Origin of the sequence: Nocardia jiangxiensis NBRC 101359 (assembly GCF_000308615.1) — a bacterium.
Lineage (GTDB): Bacteria > Actinomycetota > Actinomycetes > Mycobacteriales > Mycobacteriaceae > Nocardia > Nocardia jiangxiensis.
On the sequence record NZ_BAGB01000041.1, the window covers coordinates 407,870 to 424,852 of the forward strand.

Genomic DNA, 16,983 nt, shown 5'->3' on the forward strand with positions numbered 1-16,983 from the left:
CGACCTCGAATCCGACCCCGAGACAACCCCCGACCCATGGCTACTCTACAGCGAATAGTGCTGAACACCACATTGTCCGTAATTCTCGATATATACCAAATTCGTAGCAACACAAGCGGATCCACGCGCAACCGCGAATCCCCGCATCGACCGGGACTCACCACCGCGTGTCACCCCGGCGGACGGTGCGTGATGTGCCACAGTGCTCTGCGGGGAGGCAACGGGAGAAGCGGTTTCGAAAGGCTGGTTCGGTAGATGTCTGCGTCGGTGATTCCCCTCGTACCCAGATCAGGGTTCACGGTTCGCCGCATGGGTGACCGCTGGGAACTGGTCAATTCACGCCACTACGGCCGCGCGATCGTGCTGAACTCCTGGCCACGCGACCGCCACACCGAAGCCTTCTCGCACTGCTACCGGCTCAACGGCCGCAGCGTCGAGGACCTGCTCGCCGCATTCCGGTGAGGCGCACCGCTGTCCCATATGGGACCGCAGCACCGCCGAAATGCACTGCGCAACAATATTTACAGCGAACTAGCATAATGTGCGGCAGACCTCAAGACGTGCGTCCGATGCAGATGTCTGTCTAAGGTGTTGCACCGTGCGTTATCCCCGTTCCGCCTCGCGCGCCAGTCGCCCCTCACGTATGGCCCTCGGCGCCTGCGTCCTCGCCGCCGGCCTGATGGCCACCGCACCGGCCGTACACCCGGCCCCTGCCACGGCGTTCCCGATTCGCGTCCAGGGCTGTGTCAACGGCTTCGACTGCGATATGAGCCAGCGCATCGCGCAGGTCAACTCCTACCTGTCCGGACGGCCCGGCGTCACGGGTTACGTTGTGCGCGACCGGAAAACCGGCGCGGTCTACAGCAACGGCAATGCCAACACGCCGATCTGGACGGCCTCCACGATCAAACTCGCCATCGCCGAGGATCTGATCAACCGGCAGCGCGTCGGCGCGATCGTGATCACGCCGCAGGATCGCACACTGCTCGAGTCGATGCTGGCCACCTCCAACGACAACGCCGCCGACATCCTCTGGACCAAATTCGCCGGACCCGACCACCGGGCCTTCAACAACGCGTTCCGCGCCAACGGCATGACCGGTCTGGCCCCGCAGCCCACTCCCGCCGGGAAGGTGTTCCCGGACTGGGGTTTCCAGAAGTGCACCGCCGCGGACCTGGACCGGCTGATGTCCAACGTCCTGGACCACATGAACCCCGCCGACCGCAACTACCTGGTCGACCGCATGCGCAAGGTCGACACCAACCAGCACTGGGGCGTCTGGGGCGCGGGCGCGTCGATGAACCCGGGCCTGAAGAACGGCTGGTCCCAGGAGCGCAGCGGCTGGGTGGTCAACTCGGTCGGCTTCGCCGGTCCCAACGAGCGCTACACCCTGGCCGTCATGAACGACCTGGGCAACAAGGGCGGCTACGACGACGGCGAGCAGACCACCACCCAGGTAGCAAAAATCCTGCTGAGCGGAAGAAGCTGAATCTTCGGCCTCCGCTGCGCTCCGGCGGGGCCGTGGCCCCGAGGGGCCGAGCCACGGCCTTCGGAGTTGGCGTTGTCGGGGGTGGGCGGAACTCAGGTGACGGTCGGCCTTCTCGTGATTGCCGGGCTTGACGCTCAGCGCCTGCGCAGGTGCATGGGCGCGCCGTCGCGGGGGAACGGGATGGTGTTGAATCCCCAAGGCATCAGGTAGCTTTCGGGGATCAGCCACTCGTATTCGCGGACCATGGCGGCGATGGCGACCTTGACCTCCAACATGCCGAAGTGCATGCCGATGCACTTGTGCGCACCCGCGCCGAACGGCATCCAGGCCAGGCGGTGGGATTTGTCCTCGCGGCGGTGTTCGGCAAACCGTTCCGGATCGAAAACCGCTGGGTTGGACCAGTATTCGGGCAGCAGGTGGTTGATTCCGTAGGCCAGGTCGATATGCGTGCCCGCCGGAATGTAGTGGCCCGCGATCTCGGTGTGGCGCACCGAGCGACGCACCAGGCCCGGCACCGGCGGCACCAGACGCAGGCTCTCCTTGATCACCAGCTCCAGATCGTGCAGTTCGTCCAGGTCGGCGATGGTCGGCGGGGCACCGTTGGTCTTCGCGTGCAACGCCAGCGCTTCGGACCGCACTCGCTCCTGCCACTCCGGGTGGTGTCCCAGGTAGTAGGCGACCGCGGTGGCCGTCGTGGTCGTGGTGTCGTGTGCGGCCATGATCAGGAAGATCATGTGATTGACCACGTCGGCATCGCTGAACTGCTCGCCGTCCTCGGTGCGGGCGTGGCACAGCGCCGAGAAGAAGTCCGGGGTGTCCGAACGACGCTTCTCCGGCAGCATCCGCTGGAAATACGACTCGAGCACCTTGCGTCCCTGCACCCCGGCTCGCCAGGCCGTACCCGGCAGCGGCTGCCGCACGACCGACAGCGCGGCATGGGTGCAATCGATGAACGCCGCGCCCAACCGCTGGCGTTCGGGCCCGGGATCCGCGTCCATGAAGACCTCGCTGGCGGTCTCCAGCGCCAGATCCTTCACCGTCGGATACAGCTGCACCCGCGCACTGTCCGCACCTGCGGGCACCCACCCGGCGATGGCCTTCTCGACGGCCGGACCCAGCTGCGCCAGATAGGCGACCAGCCGGTCGCGGGTGAACGCCTGCTGCATGATCCGGCGGTGGTACATGTGCTCGTCGAACTCGAGGAGCAGCAGTCCGCGATGGAAGAACGGACCGATGAAATAGTCCCAACCCTGTCCGAAATCGTTGCGGCGCTTGCCGATCACCTCGTCCACGGCCTCGGGCCCGGCGACCAGCACCCGCTCCACGCCCAGCGCCTTGTTGTAGCTCACCGGGCCGTAGCGGTGGTATCGATCCATCATCTCCGCGGTACCCCAGCGCAGGTACTGCAACGCGCGACCCAGATACGGCAGCCCGACATCACCCCGGACGGGGAGCTGTCCACTTCCCTCGGGTGGGGTGGCAAGTGACAGTTCGCGGGATGGGAGCAGACGTAGCATCCGGTCGATCGGATGCTGGTCGGGTATCTGCAGAAGTCCGAGGTTTTCCCGTTCCGCACTGTCGACGCTGACCATGAACGAACCTTTCAATTAAAAGTACACCCCGTACATTACCGGTACGATGGCAGTGTGACAAGGGATACACCGCGCGAACCGCGCCGCCCTCGGGGGCGGCCGCCCGGTCCGTCGCGTGATCCCGCCGTCCGCCGCGGCGAAATCCTGGACGCCGCCGAACGTGTCGTCGCAGCGTCCGGCACCCCGATCACCATCGCCCAGGTCGCCGCCGAAGCCGGATACGCCCGCACCGCGGTCTACGCGGTCTTCCCGGATATGCCTGCCCTGGTCGACGCGCTCGCCGAACGGCACATGGAAGGTCTGCTCGCCGCCGCCGACGCGATTCTGGCGAAGCCTATGCCCGTTCGCGAGATGTTGCGCGCCATCGTGGCGCTGGTCTGTGATTTCGTCGACGCGGATCCCAACCTGCACCACCTGCTCATGCAGCGCTTGCAGTCCGACGAATCCGGCGCGAGCATCGTCGGCCACCACCGGCCGCTGTTCGCCCGGCTGTCCGAATGGGCCACCGAGGTCTTCGAATCCATCCTGCGCACCGTCGATGCGGATCCGGCGCTGGCTCGCATCTGGGCCAGCGCGACCATCGGCGCGATTCTGATGTCGGCCGAGGACTGGGGTCGCGATCCGGTGCGCGACCGCGCCGAATTCGTCGACCGGCTCACCGCGTTCCTGTGGCCGTCGGTGGAGAGTATCGGCGGCGACCGCTTCGTCGGGCCGCTCGACCTGCCCGAGGAGCACGGTTCCGGGCCGGTCCCCGACCACCCGACACGCCGTCCGAAGGCGTGACCCGGACGCGCCGAGTTCCCACACTCGCCGTGACTGTCCGCTGGTCGCCGACTACGGTATGGCGTGTCGGAAGACCCAACGCAATCGCGCGAGGAGCGGGACATGAGCATCCAGACCGGCGGTAAGCAGCGCCATCGGGTGGTGGTGATCGGTTCCGGATTCGGCGGTCTGTTCGCCTGCAGGCATCTGAAGAAGGCGGACGTCGACATCGTCCTGATCTCCAAGACCTCCACGCACCTGTTCCAGCCGCTGCTGTACCAAGTCGCCACCGGCATCCTGTCCACCGGCGAGATCGCCCCCGCGACCCGCATCGTGCTGCGCAAACAGCAGAACGTGCAGGTGATCATGGGCGATGTGCACGACATCGACCTGGTCAACCGCACCGTCACCTCGGAACTGCTGAACCAGGACACCGTCACCCCGTTCGACAGCCTGATCGTCGCCACCGGCGCACAGCAGTCGTACTTCGGCAACGACCACTTCGCCACCTACGCCCCCGGTATGAAGACCATCGACGACGCCCTCGAACTGCGCGCCCGCATCCTCGGCTCGTTCGAGGAGGCCGAGCTGGCCACCACACAGGAGATGCGTGACCGGTTCCTGACCTTCGTCGTGGTCGGCGCGGGCCCGACCGGTGTCGAGTTGGCCGGTCAGATCGCCGAACTCGCCGATCGCACCCTGGTCGGCACGTTCCGCAACATCGATCCGCGCGACGCCCGCGTCATCCTGGTGGAGGGCGCGGACGCGGTGCTCAAGCCGATGGGCCCCAAGCTCGGCCCGAAGGCCCAGCAGCGGCTGGAGAAGATGGGCGTGGAGATCCAGCTCAACGCCATGGTCACCGATGTCGACGCGCGCGGGGTGACGATCAAGGACAAAGAGGGCGAGCGTCGCATCGAGGCCGCCTGCAAGGTCTGGTCGGCCGGTGTGCAGGCCAGCGGCCTGGGCAAACAGCTCGCCGAACGCTCCGACGGGACGCAGACCGATCGCGCCGGGCGCGTCATCGTCGAGCCTGATCTGACCATCAAGGGTCATCCGAACGTCTTCGTGGTCGGCGACCTGATGTCGGTGCCCGGAGTGCCCGGTCAGGCCCAGGGCGCGATTCAGGGCGCGACCTACGCGGCCAAGCAGATCACCGCCGAGGTGGCAGGGAAGCAGAAGCCCGCGGACCGGGCGCCGTTCAAATATTTCGACAAGGGCAGTATGGCCACCATCTCGCGGTTCGACGCGGTGTGCCAGGTCGGCAAGCTGGAGTTCAGTGGTTTCTTCGCCTGGCTGATGTGGCTGGTGCTGCACCTGTACTACCTGATCGGATTCCGCAGCCGGTTCGTCACGGTCTTCCAGTGGTTCGTCGCCTTCCTCGGTCGCCACCGCGGGCAGATGGCCGCCACCGAGCAGTGGGTGTTCGCGCGGTTGGCACTCGAGGCGCTCAACGGCAACGAGGACGACGCGAAGGAAGTGCGCACCGAAACCGGGAACGGCGCCGCCGTCCCCACGGCGAAAGCGGCGGCGGACCCCAAGGCAGGCTGAGCCGCCGAATTTCCCGGTATTCGGCGCTCGATGAACATCGACCTCTTCGTTGAATACGGCTTTCCGCGCATAACCGGGTCTCGACCCATCCAGGGCCTGGACTGATCCGAATGCCGGATGTCGATATCCATGTAACGAAGAAAGGTCGCAATGGCCGGAGGCAAACACAGAGCGTCCAATCCGAATCGCACCCGCGTCGGCGGTGTCGTTGCGGCGAGCGCGGTTCCGCTGGTCCTGGCCGTCGTCGGAAGCGGTACGGCCACTGCGGCGCCCGCGCAATCGAATACGGCGACACAGCACCACGTGGCACACCCGCATTCGCCTGCGAGCAATATCCCGAAGGCACAGCCGCGCATTTCCGGTGATGTGCTCACCTCACTGCCGTCCGCGCGGCCGCTGCCCGATCAACGTTATCTCGCTCCGGTCGGTCAATTGCACGCGCCGAAGGCGGTCGCACCGGTGGCGCCGATCGCGCCGCCACCTGGCAAATTCCGTTTCGGTGACGTCCAATTGGACGCGCCGACCTGGATCAATCGTGACCAGGAGGTCGCGGTCAACGACCGGTCCGCGCAAGCCGAGGCGGGCCTGGCCACCTTCCTGGACTCGGTCGGTATGGAACGCAGCCGGTCGGACCGGATAGCCGGGGCGACCATCGGTACCGCCGCCATCGGCGCTGTCGCGGGGGCGACGGCCGCCGCACCGCTCGCGGTCACCTCCGGTCTCGTCGGCGGCGTGACAGGTCTGGTGGCGGGAGTTCCGTTCCTGCCGATCGGGCTGGTCGCCGGACCTGCCCTGGGCGCCGCCATCGGTGCGGGCGTCACCACGGTTTCCGCGGCCACCATGGGTGCGGTGGCCGGTGCGGCAGTCGGCGCGGCCGAGGGATTCACCGCACCTCCGCACACCGTCGCCCGCTGAATTCCCGGTATCAGCACGGGCGGGAAGCGACCATCGGGTCCGCTTCCCGCCCGTCGCCGTTTCCGAAGGGGCAGGATTCACCCTCGAAGCCCCGATCGGACAGTTGCGGCGGACCACGACGTCGGACTATGGCCTGTCGGAGTCGAGCATCTCCAGCAGGATGCGCTGCAGTTCGGTGCGGTCACGCGGGGCGATCCTGGCAAGCCTGCGATCGAACTCGGTCGCCAGCGCGGCGAGCGCGCGATCCCGTGCCGCCCGGCCCTCGGCGGTCATGCGGTGTTGTTCGCAACTCCCGTCAAAGCACGAAATCGGTTGTCCTGTTCCGACATCGGTGCGGGCCGTCGCGAAACGACGGCCCGCACCCCCTCATTCGATGGCGACGTCAGTCACCCGATGCCGGTGGTAGGCGGTACTCGGCGTGTACCAGGGACAGGAGTTCCTCGACGGAGGTGTCCTTGGAAGGACGGTCGAAAGTGATTTCGCCGTGTTGGAGCAGGTTGACGCGGTCGCAGACGTCCACGACCTGGCTGTAGTTGTGCGCGATGAGGATGATCGCCAGGTCGCCCTGTTGCTTGAGGCGATCGAGCAGGCGCAGGATCTGACCGCCCTCCTTGGCTCCCATGGCCGCGAGCGGCTCGTCGAGCAGCAGGAGTTTGGCGTCGGAGTGCACCGAGCGCGCCACCGCGATGGCCTGACGTTGTCCGCCGGACAGCGATCCCACCTCCGCGGTGACCGATGGGATGTTGATTCCGATGCGGTCCAACGACTCTCGCGCTCGGCGCTTCATCTCCGCCCGTCGCAGGAACGGCAGCGGGCGGTGCACGAGCTCCTTGTTCAGGTGCAGGTTCAGATACACCGGCAGATCGGGGATCAGCGCCAGATCCTGGAAGACCGTCTCGATCCCCAGCGACCGGGCGTGCACCACCGATTTCAGCCGAGTCTCGTTGCCCCCGAACAACAGTCTTCCGCCGTCGGGCTGATGGTATCCGGTCAGGATCTTGATCAGCGTCGATTTGCCCGCGCCATTGTCGCCGATCAGGCCCAGGATCTCCCCGCGGGCGACCCGCAGGTTGATGTCCCGGAGCGCCTGCACCGGCCCGAACCGCTTGCTGATGTGCTCGGCACGGATCACATCATTCGGATTTTCGGTTGTCTGCGTCATGCGCTGCTCACTCGTTTGCGTAGATGTCCGAGATACACGTTCAGCAGCATCGCGATCACGATCGCGACGCCCAGCACGACGTCGAAGGTGTTCGCGCTGACTCCGGCCAGGGAGAATCCGTCGAACACGATGCCCAGCAGCAATGCGCCCAGCAGCGCCCCGACCACCGTGCCGCGACCGCCGAGCAGGGCGGTGCCGCCGATCACCGCGGAGGCCACCGCGAGGAACATCGTGTTCGGGCCGCCGTTGGTCGGATCGAACGAGCCCAGCCGCAGCCCGTCGATGATGCCGCCCAGGCCCGCCAGCGTGCTGACGAGCGAGAAGTTCACCACCTTCACGAGATTCACCCGGATGCCCGCCTCGGCCGCACCCACCGGATTCCCGCCGGTGGCCTGCGTACTGATGCCGAATCGGGTGGCGGACAACAGGATCTGCATCACCGCCACGACGCCCAGCACCCACAGCAACTCGGACCAGTGCGCCTTGCCGAACGCGGAGACCACCCAGCCCGAGGCCGGTGCGGCGACCGGTGCGCCGTTCGACATGAGCAGCGAGATACCTTCCAGCAGAAAGGAACTGCCCAGGGTGACGATGAACGAGGCGATGCCGAACCGGGTCGAGATGAACCCGTTGGCCGCGCCGATGGCCGCGCACACGACCAGCGCCAGAATCAGCGCCAGGATCAGTGGCGTTCCGCCGTTGTAGAACGACATCAGCACGAACGGCGACAGCGTGAACATGAATCCCGCGGACAGATCGATCTCACCGCAGATCAGCAACATCACCTCGCCCGCGCCGACGATGGCCCACGGCGCGAGATAGTGGATGATCGTGATGTAGTTGTCCGAGATGTTGAAACCCGTTGTGGTGATACTGAAATAGATCGCCACCGCGACGGTGGCGGCCAGAATGCTCAGTTCCTTCTGCCGCACCAGCGCTTGCGCGACGGTGCGGCCGAAGGACCGTTCTGTCACAGCGTCACCGTCGAGGGCTGCGGCAGCGGGATCGAGGCGGGCATGGTGCCCAGGTTGTGGCCCTGCTGCCCCTCGTACGCACTGCCCGAGTTGTACGCCGCGACATTTTCTTTCGTCACGAAGGTCAGCCCGGTGTCGGTCTCCGGCGGCGCGAGCAACGTGCCCGAGACGCGGTACAGGTACAAATACAGCACCGACAGGAATCCCTGCATGTACGCCGACTGGTCGATGGTGAATTCCAGTGCGCCCGAGGAGACTCCCTTGATGGTGTCCGCGAGCGTGTCGAATCCGCCCGCGTGCACCTTGCCGACGATGTTCTTGCTCGAGATCAGCTGCGCGATCGAGGCGGTGCTGCCCGCATCCACCGCGTACAGCCCCACCGCGTCGGGCTGGCCCGCGTAGGCGGCGGTCATCGCATTGAGCTCACCGGCCTGTGCCGCACCGGTATTGATCGATTTGACCACCACACCGGGCGCGGCCTTGGCCAGTGCCGCGGTCAGCCCGTCCAGACGCGGCTGCAGATTGTTGGCGCCCGGCTGAGCGATGCCCACCAGGATGGTGCCCGAGGTGACGGTCTGCGCGATCCGCTGCCCCATCAGCGTGCCCGACTTGTACAGATCCTGGCCGACATAGGTCAGCGGATAGTTGCCCGGTGCGGTGGCGTTGTAGGCAACGACCGGAATCCCTTTGGCCAGCGCCTGTTTCGTGGGCTCGACGAAGGCGTTGTTGTCGGTCAGCGGGATGGCGATGCCCGCCGCGCCGGAGTTGATCGCGTTCTCGAAGGCGCTGACCATCTCCGAGACGGTGCCGTTCTCCGAGCCGGTCCACTGCGGCGTGGGCAGATTGAGCAGTTTGGCGGCGTCTTCCAGGGCCGTGCGCGTGGGAATGAAGAACGAGTTCGTCGTGACGTGATTGACGAACACGAATTTCCACGCCGGGGTCGACGGAAAGTTCCCCACCCCACCGGATCCGGAGCGCGTGGCACTGGCGCAGGCCGACAGCAGCGTGCCCAACGCCGCCGCGCCGCCCGCGCCCCCGAGTAGTTTCAGCGCACCGCGCCGGCTCGCGGTACGGGAGATCTCTACGGCATCGGAAAGATGTTCTGACATTGCGGGTTCCTCATCTACCAACTCTGTTGCGGGTCGCCCGGCCCGCGGCCGGGGCGTCTTGTGATCAGCCCTCGGCCGCCTGGCGACGTTCCCAGCCCGAGCTGAACAGGTTGAAGTTCACCGACTTTCGCGGATGCCGGGCGAGCGCCTCGTAGTCCAGCGAGATGCCCAGCCCCGGGCCCTGCGGCAGCGGGAAATATCCGTCGACCACCTCGGGCAACCCAGGTGCGCAGTCCTTGACGAAGACGTCGGCGAAGTCGTTGAAATGTTCCTGCACCTTGAAATTCACCGTCGTGGCGGCCAGGTGCAGATTCGCGGCGGTGGAGATGGGCCCGCCGACGTTGTGCGGGGCCATCAGCAGATAGTGCGATTCGGCGGTGGCGGCGAGCTTCTTGGCCTCCCACAGCCCGCCGGAGTGCGTGATGTCGGTCTGCAGGATGTCCGCGGCCTGTAGTGCGAACAGTTCGCGGTAGTCGTATCGGGTGTGCATGCGCTCACCGGTCGCGATCGGAATCGAGGTGTGCGCGGCCACTTTCGCCAGTGCGGCGAGATTCTCCGGCGGCACCGGCTCCTCGAGCCAGGCCGGATCGTACGGTTCGAGCAGTCCGGCCAGGCGGATCGCGGTGGCCGGATTGAACCGGCCGTGCATCTCGATCATGATCTCGGCCTCGGGCCCGACCGCCTCGCGCACGGCCGCCACGAGCTCGAGGGAGCGCGTGGTCTCGGTGTGATCCAGTTCGAACATCCCGGCCCCGAACGGATCCACCTTCATCGCCCGGTATCCCCGCGCGGTGACGCGTCGCGCGGCCGCGGCGAACTGCTCCGGGGTCCGCTCGACCTGGTACCAGCCGTTGGCGTACGCCTTGATCCGATCGCGCACAGCACCGCCGAGCAGCCGGTACACCGGCACGCCCAGGGCCTTGCCCTGGATGTCCCAGCAGGCGATCTCTACCGCCGCCAGCGCCGACATCGCGATCTCCCCGGCCCGCGCGTAGTCCAGGCGCATCATCCGGTGCACCAGCGATTCCACCTCGAACGGGTCGCTGCCGCGGATGTGGTTGTCGGTCGCCTCGGCCAGAAAGCCCAGCAGGGCGTCGGTGTGATTGAGCATGCGGACCTCGCCGAGTCCGGTCACGCCCTCGTCCGTATGGACCTCGACGATGGTGAGATTTCGCCACGCCGTACCGAGAACGTGCGTGCTGAGCTTGGTGATCTTCATCAGATGTCCTGTCGTGCAGTCGGTTCGAAGATACAACGCTTTGACTTTTACCATCCAATCATTCGATGATTTAGTCATGAACACTTTCTCCGCCGGTCCGCTGGGCAGGCATCGCACGATGCACGGCCGGGTGGTGGACTGGCTGGGCGAGCGGGTGGTCTCAGGTGTCTACGCCGAGAATTCCCAGCTGCCCAACGAGTCCGATCTCGCCGCCCAGCTGGGCGTCAGCCGCGGCGGGGTGCGCGAGGCGGTGAAGGCATTGGCCGCCAAGGGATTGGTCGATCCGCGCCCGCGGATCGGCACGCGGGTGCTGCCCCGCTCGTCGTGGAATCTGATGGACCGGCAGGTGATCGGCTGGCACAACACCGATCCGGCGTTCGTGCGCGATCTGCTCGAACTGCGCCTCATCGTGGAGCCCGGCGCGGCCCGGCTGGCCGCCGAGCGGGTGGATTCCGAACAGGTCGAGGCGATGAACGCCGCCTACGAGGCGATGGCCGAGCATGCCGCGCGGCTGCCGCAGGACAGCGAAGAGTTCGTCGCCGCCGACCTCGCCTTCCACCTGACGTTGTTGCGGGCCAGTGGAAATCAGCTCGTCGAGCAACTGGGGCGGCTGCTGGAATCCGGGCTGCAACACGGCCTCGAGGCGACCAGTGAACTGCCGGGCGGAGTGGAGCGCACCCTGCCCATGCATCGCGCGGTGCTCGACGCGGTCCGGCGCGGTCGTCCCGACGCGGCCGCGCGCGCGTGTCGAAAGCTCATCGAAACAACGGCCGATGCGATGGCGGCCCGAACGGAGTCCTGATGTCCGTACGAGAATTCCTCCGGGCGAGCGGTATGTCGGAGACCGACGGCCCCGCACCGGCCACGAGCGAGAAGCGGTTTCCCGACGGTGCGCAGTACCGGGTCGAGATCCCCAGCGTGGAGGGGCCCGCTGTGCTGGCCGCCGTACTGGACGAGGCTCGCGCCCGGGACGTGCGGGTGCACCGCATTTCGCAGGGCAGCGGCGTACTGTTGCTCACCGATGACGAACTGTCGGACATGGCCGCGCGGGGCGCCGCGGAACCGGTCGAGGTGAGTCTGTTCGCCCGCCCGCTGGCTGGATGGGGCACCGGCGCTGCCGCAGCGGCTTCGGGCGCGGGTGCGGTCGGTGCGCAGGCGCGCGGGGCCGAGCAGCTCGCGCAGTGTCTGCTGGATATCGAGCGGGCCGCGAACTTCGGCCTGCGCAGCGTGCTGATCACCGATATCGGAGTGCTCGCATCTGCCGCACGGATGCGCGAACAGGACTATCTGCCTGCGGATATGCAGTTCAAGATCAGTGTGCAGATGGGTCTGGCCAACCCGGCCGCGATCCGGATCGCGCAGGATCTGGGTGCGAACACCTACAACGTCCCGACCGATCTGAGCCTGGCCCAGCTCGCCGAGATCCGGCGCGCGGTCGACATCCCATTGGACATCTACGTGGAGGCTCCCGACGATCAGGGCGGCTTCGTCCGGCACTACGAGATAGCCGAACTCGTCCGGGTCGCCGCACCGGTGTACCTGAAATTCGGTCTGCGCAACGCACCGAACATCTACCCCAGCGGGACACATCTCGAGGGGACGGCCGTGGCGTTGGGGCGCGAACGCGTGCGCCGGGCGCGCATCGGGCTGGATCTGCTGCGCAGATTCGCTCCCGATGCGATCACCTCCGAACTCGGCGCGGCCGGGCTGGCCGTGCCGTCGCCCGTCGGCGCGGTCGCGAAATGATCATGCGCGCAGGACGATCCGACTCGACCGCGGACCTCCGGAGGCGGGCGTACCTCACGACAGGAGCACACTGATGTCGCCGCGTGCAGTTCGCGTGGAGGCACCGGGGCAGGTACAGGTCGTGCCGATGTCGCCGCACACACCGGGGCCCGGTGAGGCGATGGTGCGGGTGGCGTGGACGGGTATCTGCGGGTCCGACCTCGAGGTCGTCGCCGGGACGCGACCGGCGCCCTATGTGCGGTATCCGGTCGTTCCCGGGCACGAATGGTCGGGGACCGTGGCCGAGGTCGGTGCCGATGTCGATCCGGAGTTGATCGGCAAACCCGTTGTGGGAGAGGGCTTTCGATCCTGTCTGCACTGCGATGCGTGCCGACGTGGCGATACCAATCTGTGTGCGAACGGATACGCGGAGACCGGATTCACCCATCCCGGAGCCTGGGCGGACTACCTGACGCTGCCCGCGCGGCTGCTGCACACGCTGCCCGCCGACGCCGATCTGCGCGCCGCGGCGGCGCTCGAACCGGGCGCCTGTGCCGCCGCGGCATGTCTGCGCGCGGAGGTGCGGACCGGTGAACGTGTCGCGGTGGTCGGCGCGGGGACGCTCGGACTGCTCATCACCCAACTGGTGGCAGCGGTCCGGCCGGGTGAATTGACCGTCATCGATCGACGGGCCGAAGGTGAACCGCTGGCGAGGCGTTGCGGGGCAACGCATTTCAGCACCGAGGTCGAAGGATCTCAGCGTTACGATGTCGCGCTGGAGGCCGCGGGCGGGGTCGGGACCGCGCGCCTGGCCACCTCCCTGGTACGTCGCGGTGGGCGTGTGGTGCTCACCGGAATCCCTGCCGCGGAACCGGATCCGATCTCCCCGGCCGCTCTGGTGCTCGACCAGATCACCCTGCACACCGTCTTCGGCGCGCCGGGACGGGCCTGGACCCACGCGGTGCGCGCATTCGCCGCGGGTGCCCTGGATCCCGCGCCGCTGGTGTCGCACGAATTCCCGCTCGAGCAGGTCGATTCCGCACTGCGGGTGCTGCGCGAGGGCAGCGCGGTGAAAGTGCTGCTGCGGCCGTGATTTCCGTCGAACAGCTCACCGCATCCGTCGCCGAGCACGGCGAAGGGCCGGTCTGGTGCGACCGCTGGCCCGGTCTGCGCTGGGTCGACATGCTCGCCGGAGATGTCCTCGAACTCGATTCCGGTACAGGCGAAGTCCGCCGTTTCCCGGTCGGTACGGTCGCTGCGGCCCTGCGCCCGCACGCCGAGACCGGCGTGGTCCTGGCCCTGGAACGTAGATTCGCGCTGGCCGACGACGAGTTCGAGCAGATCACTCCCCTGCCCGAGCTGTGGTCCGATCCCGGCATCCGGATGAACGACGGCGGCTGTGATCCCCAGGGCCGCTTCCACTGTGGCTCGATGGCGTACGCCGAGACTCCCGGCGCGGGCGCGCTGTACCGCCTGAACCTCGACGCAAGCGTGGATGTCGAACTCACCGACGTCACCATCTCCAACGGCTTGGCCTGGAGCCCCGACGGCACTACCGCCTACTACGCCGACACCCCCACCCACCGCGTGGACGCCTTCGACTACAGCCCGGAATCCGGCCTGTCCCATCGCAGAACCGCGATCCGCATCCCCGCTGAACACGGCTCCCCCGACGGCCTCACCGTCGATGCCGAAGGCACCGTCTGGGTAGCGCTGTGGGGCGGCAGCGCGGTCCACCGCTACTCCCCCGACGGCAACCTCCTGGACATCGTGCACCTGCCCGTATCCCAGGTCACCGCATGCACATTCGGCGGCCCCACCCACACCGACCTGTACATCACCACCTCCCGCCAGGGCATCGATCCCGCCACCCAGCCCGCCGCGGGAGCCGTGTTCCGCGCCTCCCCCGGCGTCACGGGCCAGCCGACCCTCCCCTACCGACGAGCGATCTGATCCCTCGCCCGTCAGGTCGTCCGCGTGCCGGTGAGTGTTCCTGATGCCAGGACGTGTCCGGCGAGAGCCGATGGCAGATGGTCGATATCGAGCTTCGTGAAGTCGACGACGGTGTCGAGGGCGTAGAGGTGGAAGCGATAGCGATGTGGCCCGTGGCCGGGCAGCGGTCGAGGGCCGACGTACCTGGCTTGGCGGCGGCGGTTGGGGATGAATCGGATGTTCGGATCCGCCGGGGTCACAGCGCCTGCCGGCAGACCGGCGTCGGGCGGCTCGAAGGCGGCGATGGTGTGGATGCCGGGCGTGGTGGTCGGGACGTCGAGGTCCTCGATGACCAGGACCAGATCCTTCGTCTCCGCGGGGAGAGCGTCCCAGGTGAGCGCGGGTGAGATCTCCTCGCCGATGAACTGCCCGCAGTGCTTGGCCGGAATCACCTGTCCGTCACCGAAATTCGGCGAGGTGAGGGCGATGTGGTTCTCGGTCGCGAGTTCGGGAGCGTTGGCGATGCTGACGGCTTCGTCCGGGCGCCGGTTGCGCAGCAACCGGCCGATGGGAAACAAGAGAGCTTCTACTGGGTGCATGGTGCTCCTGTTCACGAGTCTGCGATGCGAAGGAGGAGTGGGGCGACTCGGGCGATGTCGTCGCGTTCGGCGGCGGTGAGTTCGTCGAGCCGGCCCTTCAGCCAGTCCCGGCGGTGGCGACGCGACGCGGTAACCGCCGCTGTGCCCGCATCGGTGAGGGAGAACAGGACCTTGCGGCGGTCCTGCGTCCCACGGACTTTCGTCACGTAGGCGAGTTGCTCCAGCCGCCGAACCGTCTGACTCATCGAGCCGAGCGTGACGTGCGCGGCATCGGCGAGATCGCTCAGGCTCATCCGGTCCTGCTTGTCGAGCACGATGAGCACGAGCAGCGCCGCATCGGGGACCTCGCCATCGACGCGTTCGGAACGGAATCGGCTGTACAGGCGTACGACCGCGCGCCGTAGCTCCGCGCTGACCTCGTCGATGTCCTCGCTCACTCCACACCTCCAATGCGTAGTACACCTTAGCATCTGCTTAGTAATACTATGCAAATAGAGACGAACGAAACCGTCGCGGCAGATGGGATCAGACCCGCAGGGCCGCGACGTCGGACGTGGCGGGTTCGGCGGACAACCGTGGACCCGTCCACGTGTACAGTGAGCCGCCCGCCGCGAGCGGGAGGAGTGCGGCGTCCAGACCCGTTGTGCGGGAGGGGCTTTCATCCGGATAGCGGAGCACGCTGGTGATCGCGCGAGGGGCGGAGAGCGCGTCGTCCGTGGGTGAGTTCTCGCCGAGTTCGAGGCGGTGGCGTAACAGCGGAATGCGGTCCAGATCGGCGATGAGGTCGGCGCGCCAGTGGCCGCTCGACTCGCCCGTGCGGCCGATCTGGATGCGTTCGCGCAGGTGCAGGCGGGCGTCGTCGGCGAGGTGGACGGTGCTGACGGTTTCGTGTACGGCCCCGCCCGCGATGATGGTCGGTTCGGGGTCGAATTCCAGTTCACCGCCCGCACCGACCTCCAACGACCAGTGCGCGTGCGACAGCGGCGTCGCACGGCCCGGGAGGGCGATGGTCGCGGCCACCGAGCGCACCCGCAGCCGGGCGCCCGGCTCGACCACGACGGCGATGTCGAGTTCATCACCGCCCAATGGTGTTGCGGCAGTGCCGATCAGATGGACGACGTCCGGACCGGTGTGCCGCGCAGCAAGTCCCCCGGTGGCGTGAATTCGGGGCAGCACACCGGGACTCGCCACGATCCGTACCTCAGTGCGCAATAGCGGCACCCTCGGCGGCATCGCGTTCCGCGATCGTGCGCAGTTGTTCGCGCACCCAGTTCAGGACGGGGGTGGCGGCCGGATCCTGGGTCAGGGAGGTGAACACGAAGGGGCGTCCCTCGCGCACCGCGGCCGAATCACGATCCATCACAGCCAGATCCGCGCCGACCAGCGGGGCCAGATCGGTCTTGTTGATGACCAGAAGATCCGAATAGGTCACGCCGGGGCCGCCCTTACGGGGCACCTTGTCACCACCGGCCACGTCCACCACGAAGATCTGCACGTCGATCAGACCGGAGGAGAACGTGGCGGTCAGATTGTCCCCGCCGGATTCGACCAGGATCAGATCCAGCGGTGGATTGGCCTCGATCAGATCGTCGATGGCGTCGAGGTTGGCGGTGATGTCGTCGCGGATCGCGGTGTGCGGGCAGCCACCGGTCTGCACGGCGGTGATCCGTTCGTCGGGCAGGACGGCGTGCCGCCGCAGGAAATCGGCGTCCTCGGTGGTGTAGATGTCGTTGGTCAGCACCGCCAGCGACAGCTCCTCGCGCAGCTGGCGGCACAACGCCGCGGTGAGCGCGGTCTTCCCGGACCCGACCGGACCGCCGATGCCGATCCGCACCGGCTCACCCGACGAACGCACCCGCTTGGGGCGGTCGTGCGCGTGATCGTGCGGTTCACCGTCGATCAGATGTGGGGGCATGAGGTTGACTCCTTTCGCGACCGAACCGGTCGTATCAATACG

19 protein-coding genes are annotated in these 16,983 nt (G+C 67.1%); 9 read left to right on the plus strand and 10 right to left on the minus strand.

Going from position 1 to position 16,983, the window contains the following annotated elements:
- The first annotated feature begins 309 nt into the window (after positions 1-309).
- Both ON40_RS15915 and ON40_RS15920 read left to right on the plus strand, forming a co-directional pair.
- Positions 310-462: a hypothetical protein gene (locus tag ON40_RS15915; RefSeq protein ID WP_245567819.1), complete on the plus strand. Its 153-nt coding sequence runs from the start codon at positions 310-312 to the stop codon at positions 460-462.
- 181 nt (positions 463-643) lie between these two features.
- Positions 644-1,489 (plus strand): serine hydrolase, encoded by an 846-nt coding sequence (locus tag ON40_RS15920; protein ID WP_051193152.1) that lies wholly within the window; start codon positions 644-646, stop codon positions 1,487-1,489.
- 134 nt (positions 1,490-1,623) lie between these two features.
- Here ON40_RS15920 and ON40_RS15925 read toward each other — a convergent pair whose 3' ends face one another.
- Complete coding sequence (locus ON40_RS15925; RefSeq protein WP_040823199.1) at positions 1,624-3,081, minus strand: cytochrome P450; 1,458 nt, start codon at positions 3,079-3,081, stop codon at positions 1,624-1,626.
- Positions 3,082-3,135: 54 nt separating this feature from the next.
- Between ON40_RS15925 and ON40_RS48175 the strand changes: the two genes are divergently transcribed.
- The 3 genes from ON40_RS48175 (at position 3,136) to ON40_RS15940 (ending at position 6,306) form a co-directional block, all read left to right on the plus strand.
- Positions 3,136-3,864 carry a TetR/AcrR family transcriptional regulator gene (locus ON40_RS48175; protein ID WP_051193153.1) on the plus strand — a complete coding sequence of 243 codons (729 nt, stop codon included), beginning with the start codon at positions 3,136-3,138 and terminating at the stop codon, positions 3,862-3,864.
- A gap of 102 nt (positions 3,865-3,966) precedes the next feature.
- Entirely contained in the window at positions 3,967-5,391 is a 1,425-nt protein-coding gene (locus tag ON40_RS15935) for an NAD(P)/FAD-dependent oxidoreductase (protein WP_051193154.1), read from the plus strand.
- Between the two features lie 150 nt (positions 5,392-5,541).
- The gene (locus ON40_RS15940) at positions 5,542-6,306 is read left to right on the plus strand and encodes a hypothetical protein (protein WP_051193155.1); all 765 of its coding nucleotides are present in this window, start codon (positions 5,542-5,544) and stop codon (positions 6,304-6,306) included.
- A 126-nt stretch (positions 6,307-6,432) separates the two neighbouring features.
- Here the strand turns inward: ON40_RS15940 and ON40_RS15945 are convergent, their stop codons facing one another.
- From ON40_RS15945 to ON40_RS15965, 5 genes are all read right to left on the minus strand, one after another.
- Positions 6,433-6,579, minus strand: coding sequence for a hypothetical protein (locus ON40_RS15945; RefSeq protein ID WP_245567820.1), 147 nt, complete (start codon positions 6,577-6,579; stop codon positions 6,433-6,435).
- 109 nt (positions 6,580-6,688) lie between these two features.
- Entirely contained in the window at positions 6,689-7,468 is a 780-nt protein-coding gene (locus tag ON40_RS15950) for an ATP-binding cassette domain-containing protein (protein ID WP_040823201.1), read from the minus strand.
- Positions 7,465-8,442 (minus strand): ABC transporter permease, encoded by a 978-nt coding sequence (locus tag ON40_RS15955; protein ID WP_063713014.1) that lies wholly within the window; start codon positions 8,440-8,442, stop codon positions 7,465-7,467. The genes ON40_RS15950 and ON40_RS15955 overlap by 4 nt, the downstream gene beginning before the upstream one ends.
- A complete protein-coding gene (locus ON40_RS15960; protein ID WP_051193156.1) occupies positions 8,439-9,551 on the minus strand; it encodes a substrate-binding domain-containing protein in 1,113 nt (370 codons plus the stop codon). Before ON40_RS15960 ends, ON40_RS15955 begins: the two co-directional genes overlap by 4 nt.
- A gap of 64 nt (positions 9,552-9,615) precedes the next feature.
- Positions 9,616-10,770 (minus strand): mandelate racemase/muconate lactonizing enzyme family protein, encoded by a 1,155-nt coding sequence (locus tag ON40_RS15965; protein WP_040823204.1) that lies wholly within the window; start codon positions 10,768-10,770, stop codon positions 9,616-9,618.
- Between the two features lie 76 nt (positions 10,771-10,846).
- Between ON40_RS15965 and ON40_RS15970 the strand changes: the two genes are divergently transcribed.
- From ON40_RS15970 to ON40_RS15985, 4 genes are all read left to right on the plus strand, one after another.
- The gene (locus tag ON40_RS15970; protein ID WP_040823207.1) at positions 10,847-11,572 is read left to right on the plus strand and encodes a FadR/GntR family transcriptional regulator; all 726 of its coding nucleotides are present in this window, start codon (positions 10,847-10,849) and stop codon (positions 11,570-11,572) included.
- The gene (locus ON40_RS15975) at positions 11,572-12,516 is read left to right on the plus strand and encodes a U32 family peptidase (RefSeq protein ID WP_040823211.1); all 945 of its coding nucleotides are present in this window, start codon (positions 11,572-11,574) and stop codon (positions 12,514-12,516) included. The genes ON40_RS15970 and ON40_RS15975 overlap by 1 nt, the downstream gene beginning before the upstream one ends.
- Positions 12,517-12,589: 73 nt before the next feature.
- On the plus strand, positions 12,590-13,588 hold the full coding sequence (locus ON40_RS15980) for a zinc-dependent alcohol dehydrogenase (protein ID WP_040823214.1): 999 nt from the start codon (positions 12,590-12,592) through the stop codon (positions 13,586-13,588).
- The gene (locus ON40_RS15985) at positions 13,585-14,448 is read left to right on the plus strand and encodes an SMP-30/gluconolactonase/LRE family protein (protein WP_040823218.1); all 864 of its coding nucleotides are present in this window, start codon (positions 13,585-13,587) and stop codon (positions 14,446-14,448) included. Before ON40_RS15980 ends, ON40_RS15985 begins: the two co-directional genes overlap by 4 nt.
- A gap of 11 nt (positions 14,449-14,459) precedes the next feature.
- Here the strand turns inward: ON40_RS15985 and ON40_RS15990 are convergent, their stop codons facing one another.
- The 4 genes from ON40_RS15990 to ureG all read right to left on the minus strand — a co-directional run bounded on the left by ON40_RS15990 (position 14,460) and on the right by ureG (position 16,941).
- Positions 14,460-15,026, minus strand: coding sequence for a YbhB/YbcL family Raf kinase inhibitor-like protein (locus ON40_RS15990; RefSeq protein WP_040823221.1), 567 nt, complete (start codon positions 15,024-15,026; stop codon positions 14,460-14,462).
- Positions 15,027-15,037: 11 nt separating this feature from the next.
- On the minus strand, positions 15,038-15,463 hold the full coding sequence (locus ON40_RS15995) for a MarR family winged helix-turn-helix transcriptional regulator (protein WP_051193158.1): 426 nt from the start codon (positions 15,461-15,463) through the stop codon (positions 15,038-15,040).
- Positions 15,464-15,551: 88 nt separating this feature from the next.
- Positions 15,552-16,238, minus strand: coding sequence for an urease accessory protein UreD (locus ON40_RS16000; protein WP_040823224.1), 687 nt, complete (start codon positions 16,236-16,238; stop codon positions 15,552-15,554).
- Positions 16,228-16,941: an urease accessory protein UreG gene (gene ureG / locus ON40_RS16005; RefSeq protein ID WP_040823227.1), complete on the minus strand. Its 714-nt coding sequence runs from the start codon at positions 16,939-16,941 to the stop codon at positions 16,228-16,230. Before ureG ends, ON40_RS16000 begins: the two co-directional genes overlap by 11 nt.
- Between the last annotated feature and the right edge of the window lie 42 nt (positions 16,942-16,983).

Excerpts from the sequence above, each read along its gene's own strand:
- ON40_RS15970 (WP_040823207.1), top strand. The coding sequence starts at position 10,847 with ATGAACACTTTCTCCGCCGGTCCGCTGGGCAGGCATCGCACGATGCAC.
- ON40_RS15965 (WP_040823204.1), bottom strand. The coding sequence starts at position 10,770 with ATGAAGATCACCAAGCTCAGCACGCACGTTCTCGGTACGGCGTGGCGA.
- ON40_RS15980 (WP_040823214.1), top strand. The coding sequence starts at position 12,590 with ATGTCGCCGCGTGCAGTTCGCGTGGAGGCACCGGGGCAGGTACAGGTC.
- ON40_RS15950 (WP_040823201.1), bottom strand. The coding sequence starts at position 7,468 with ATGACGCAGACAACCGAAAATCCGAATGATGTGATCCGTGCCGAGCAC.
- ON40_RS15920 (WP_051193152.1), top strand. The coding sequence starts at position 644 with ATGGCCCTCGGCGCCTGCGTCCTCGCCGCCGGCCTGATGGCCACCGCA.
- ON40_RS15935 (WP_051193154.1), top strand. The coding sequence starts at position 3,967 with ATGAGCATCCAGACCGGCGGTAAGCAGCGCCATCGGGTGGTGGTGATC.
- ON40_RS15925 (WP_040823199.1), bottom strand. The coding sequence starts at position 3,081 with ATGGTCAGCGTCGACAGTGCGGAACGGGAAAACCTCGGACTTCTGCAG.
- ON40_RS15960 (WP_051193156.1), bottom strand. The coding sequence starts at position 9,551 with ATGTCAGAACATCTTTCCGATGCCGTAGAGATCTCCCGTACCGCGAGC.
- ON40_RS15990 (WP_040823221.1), bottom strand. The coding sequence starts at position 15,026 with ATGCACCCAGTAGAAGCTCTCTTGTTTCCCATCGGCCGGTTGCTGCGC.
- ON40_RS15975 (WP_040823211.1), top strand. The coding sequence starts at position 11,572 with ATGTCCGTACGAGAATTCCTCCGGGCGAGCGGTATGTCGGAGACCGAC.
- ON40_RS15945 (WP_245567820.1), bottom strand. The coding sequence starts at position 6,579 with ATGACCGCCGAGGGCCGGGCGGCACGGGATCGCGCGCTCGCCGCGCTG.
- ureG (WP_040823227.1), bottom strand. The coding sequence starts at position 16,941 with ATGCCCCCACATCTGATCGACGGTGAACCGCACGATCACGCGCACGAC.
- ON40_RS15940 (WP_051193155.1), top strand. The coding sequence starts at position 5,542 with ATGGCCGGAGGCAAACACAGAGCGTCCAATCCGAATCGCACCCGCGTC.
- ON40_RS15915 (WP_245567819.1), top strand. The coding sequence starts at position 310 with ATGGGTGACCGCTGGGAACTGGTCAATTCACGCCACTACGGCCGCGCG.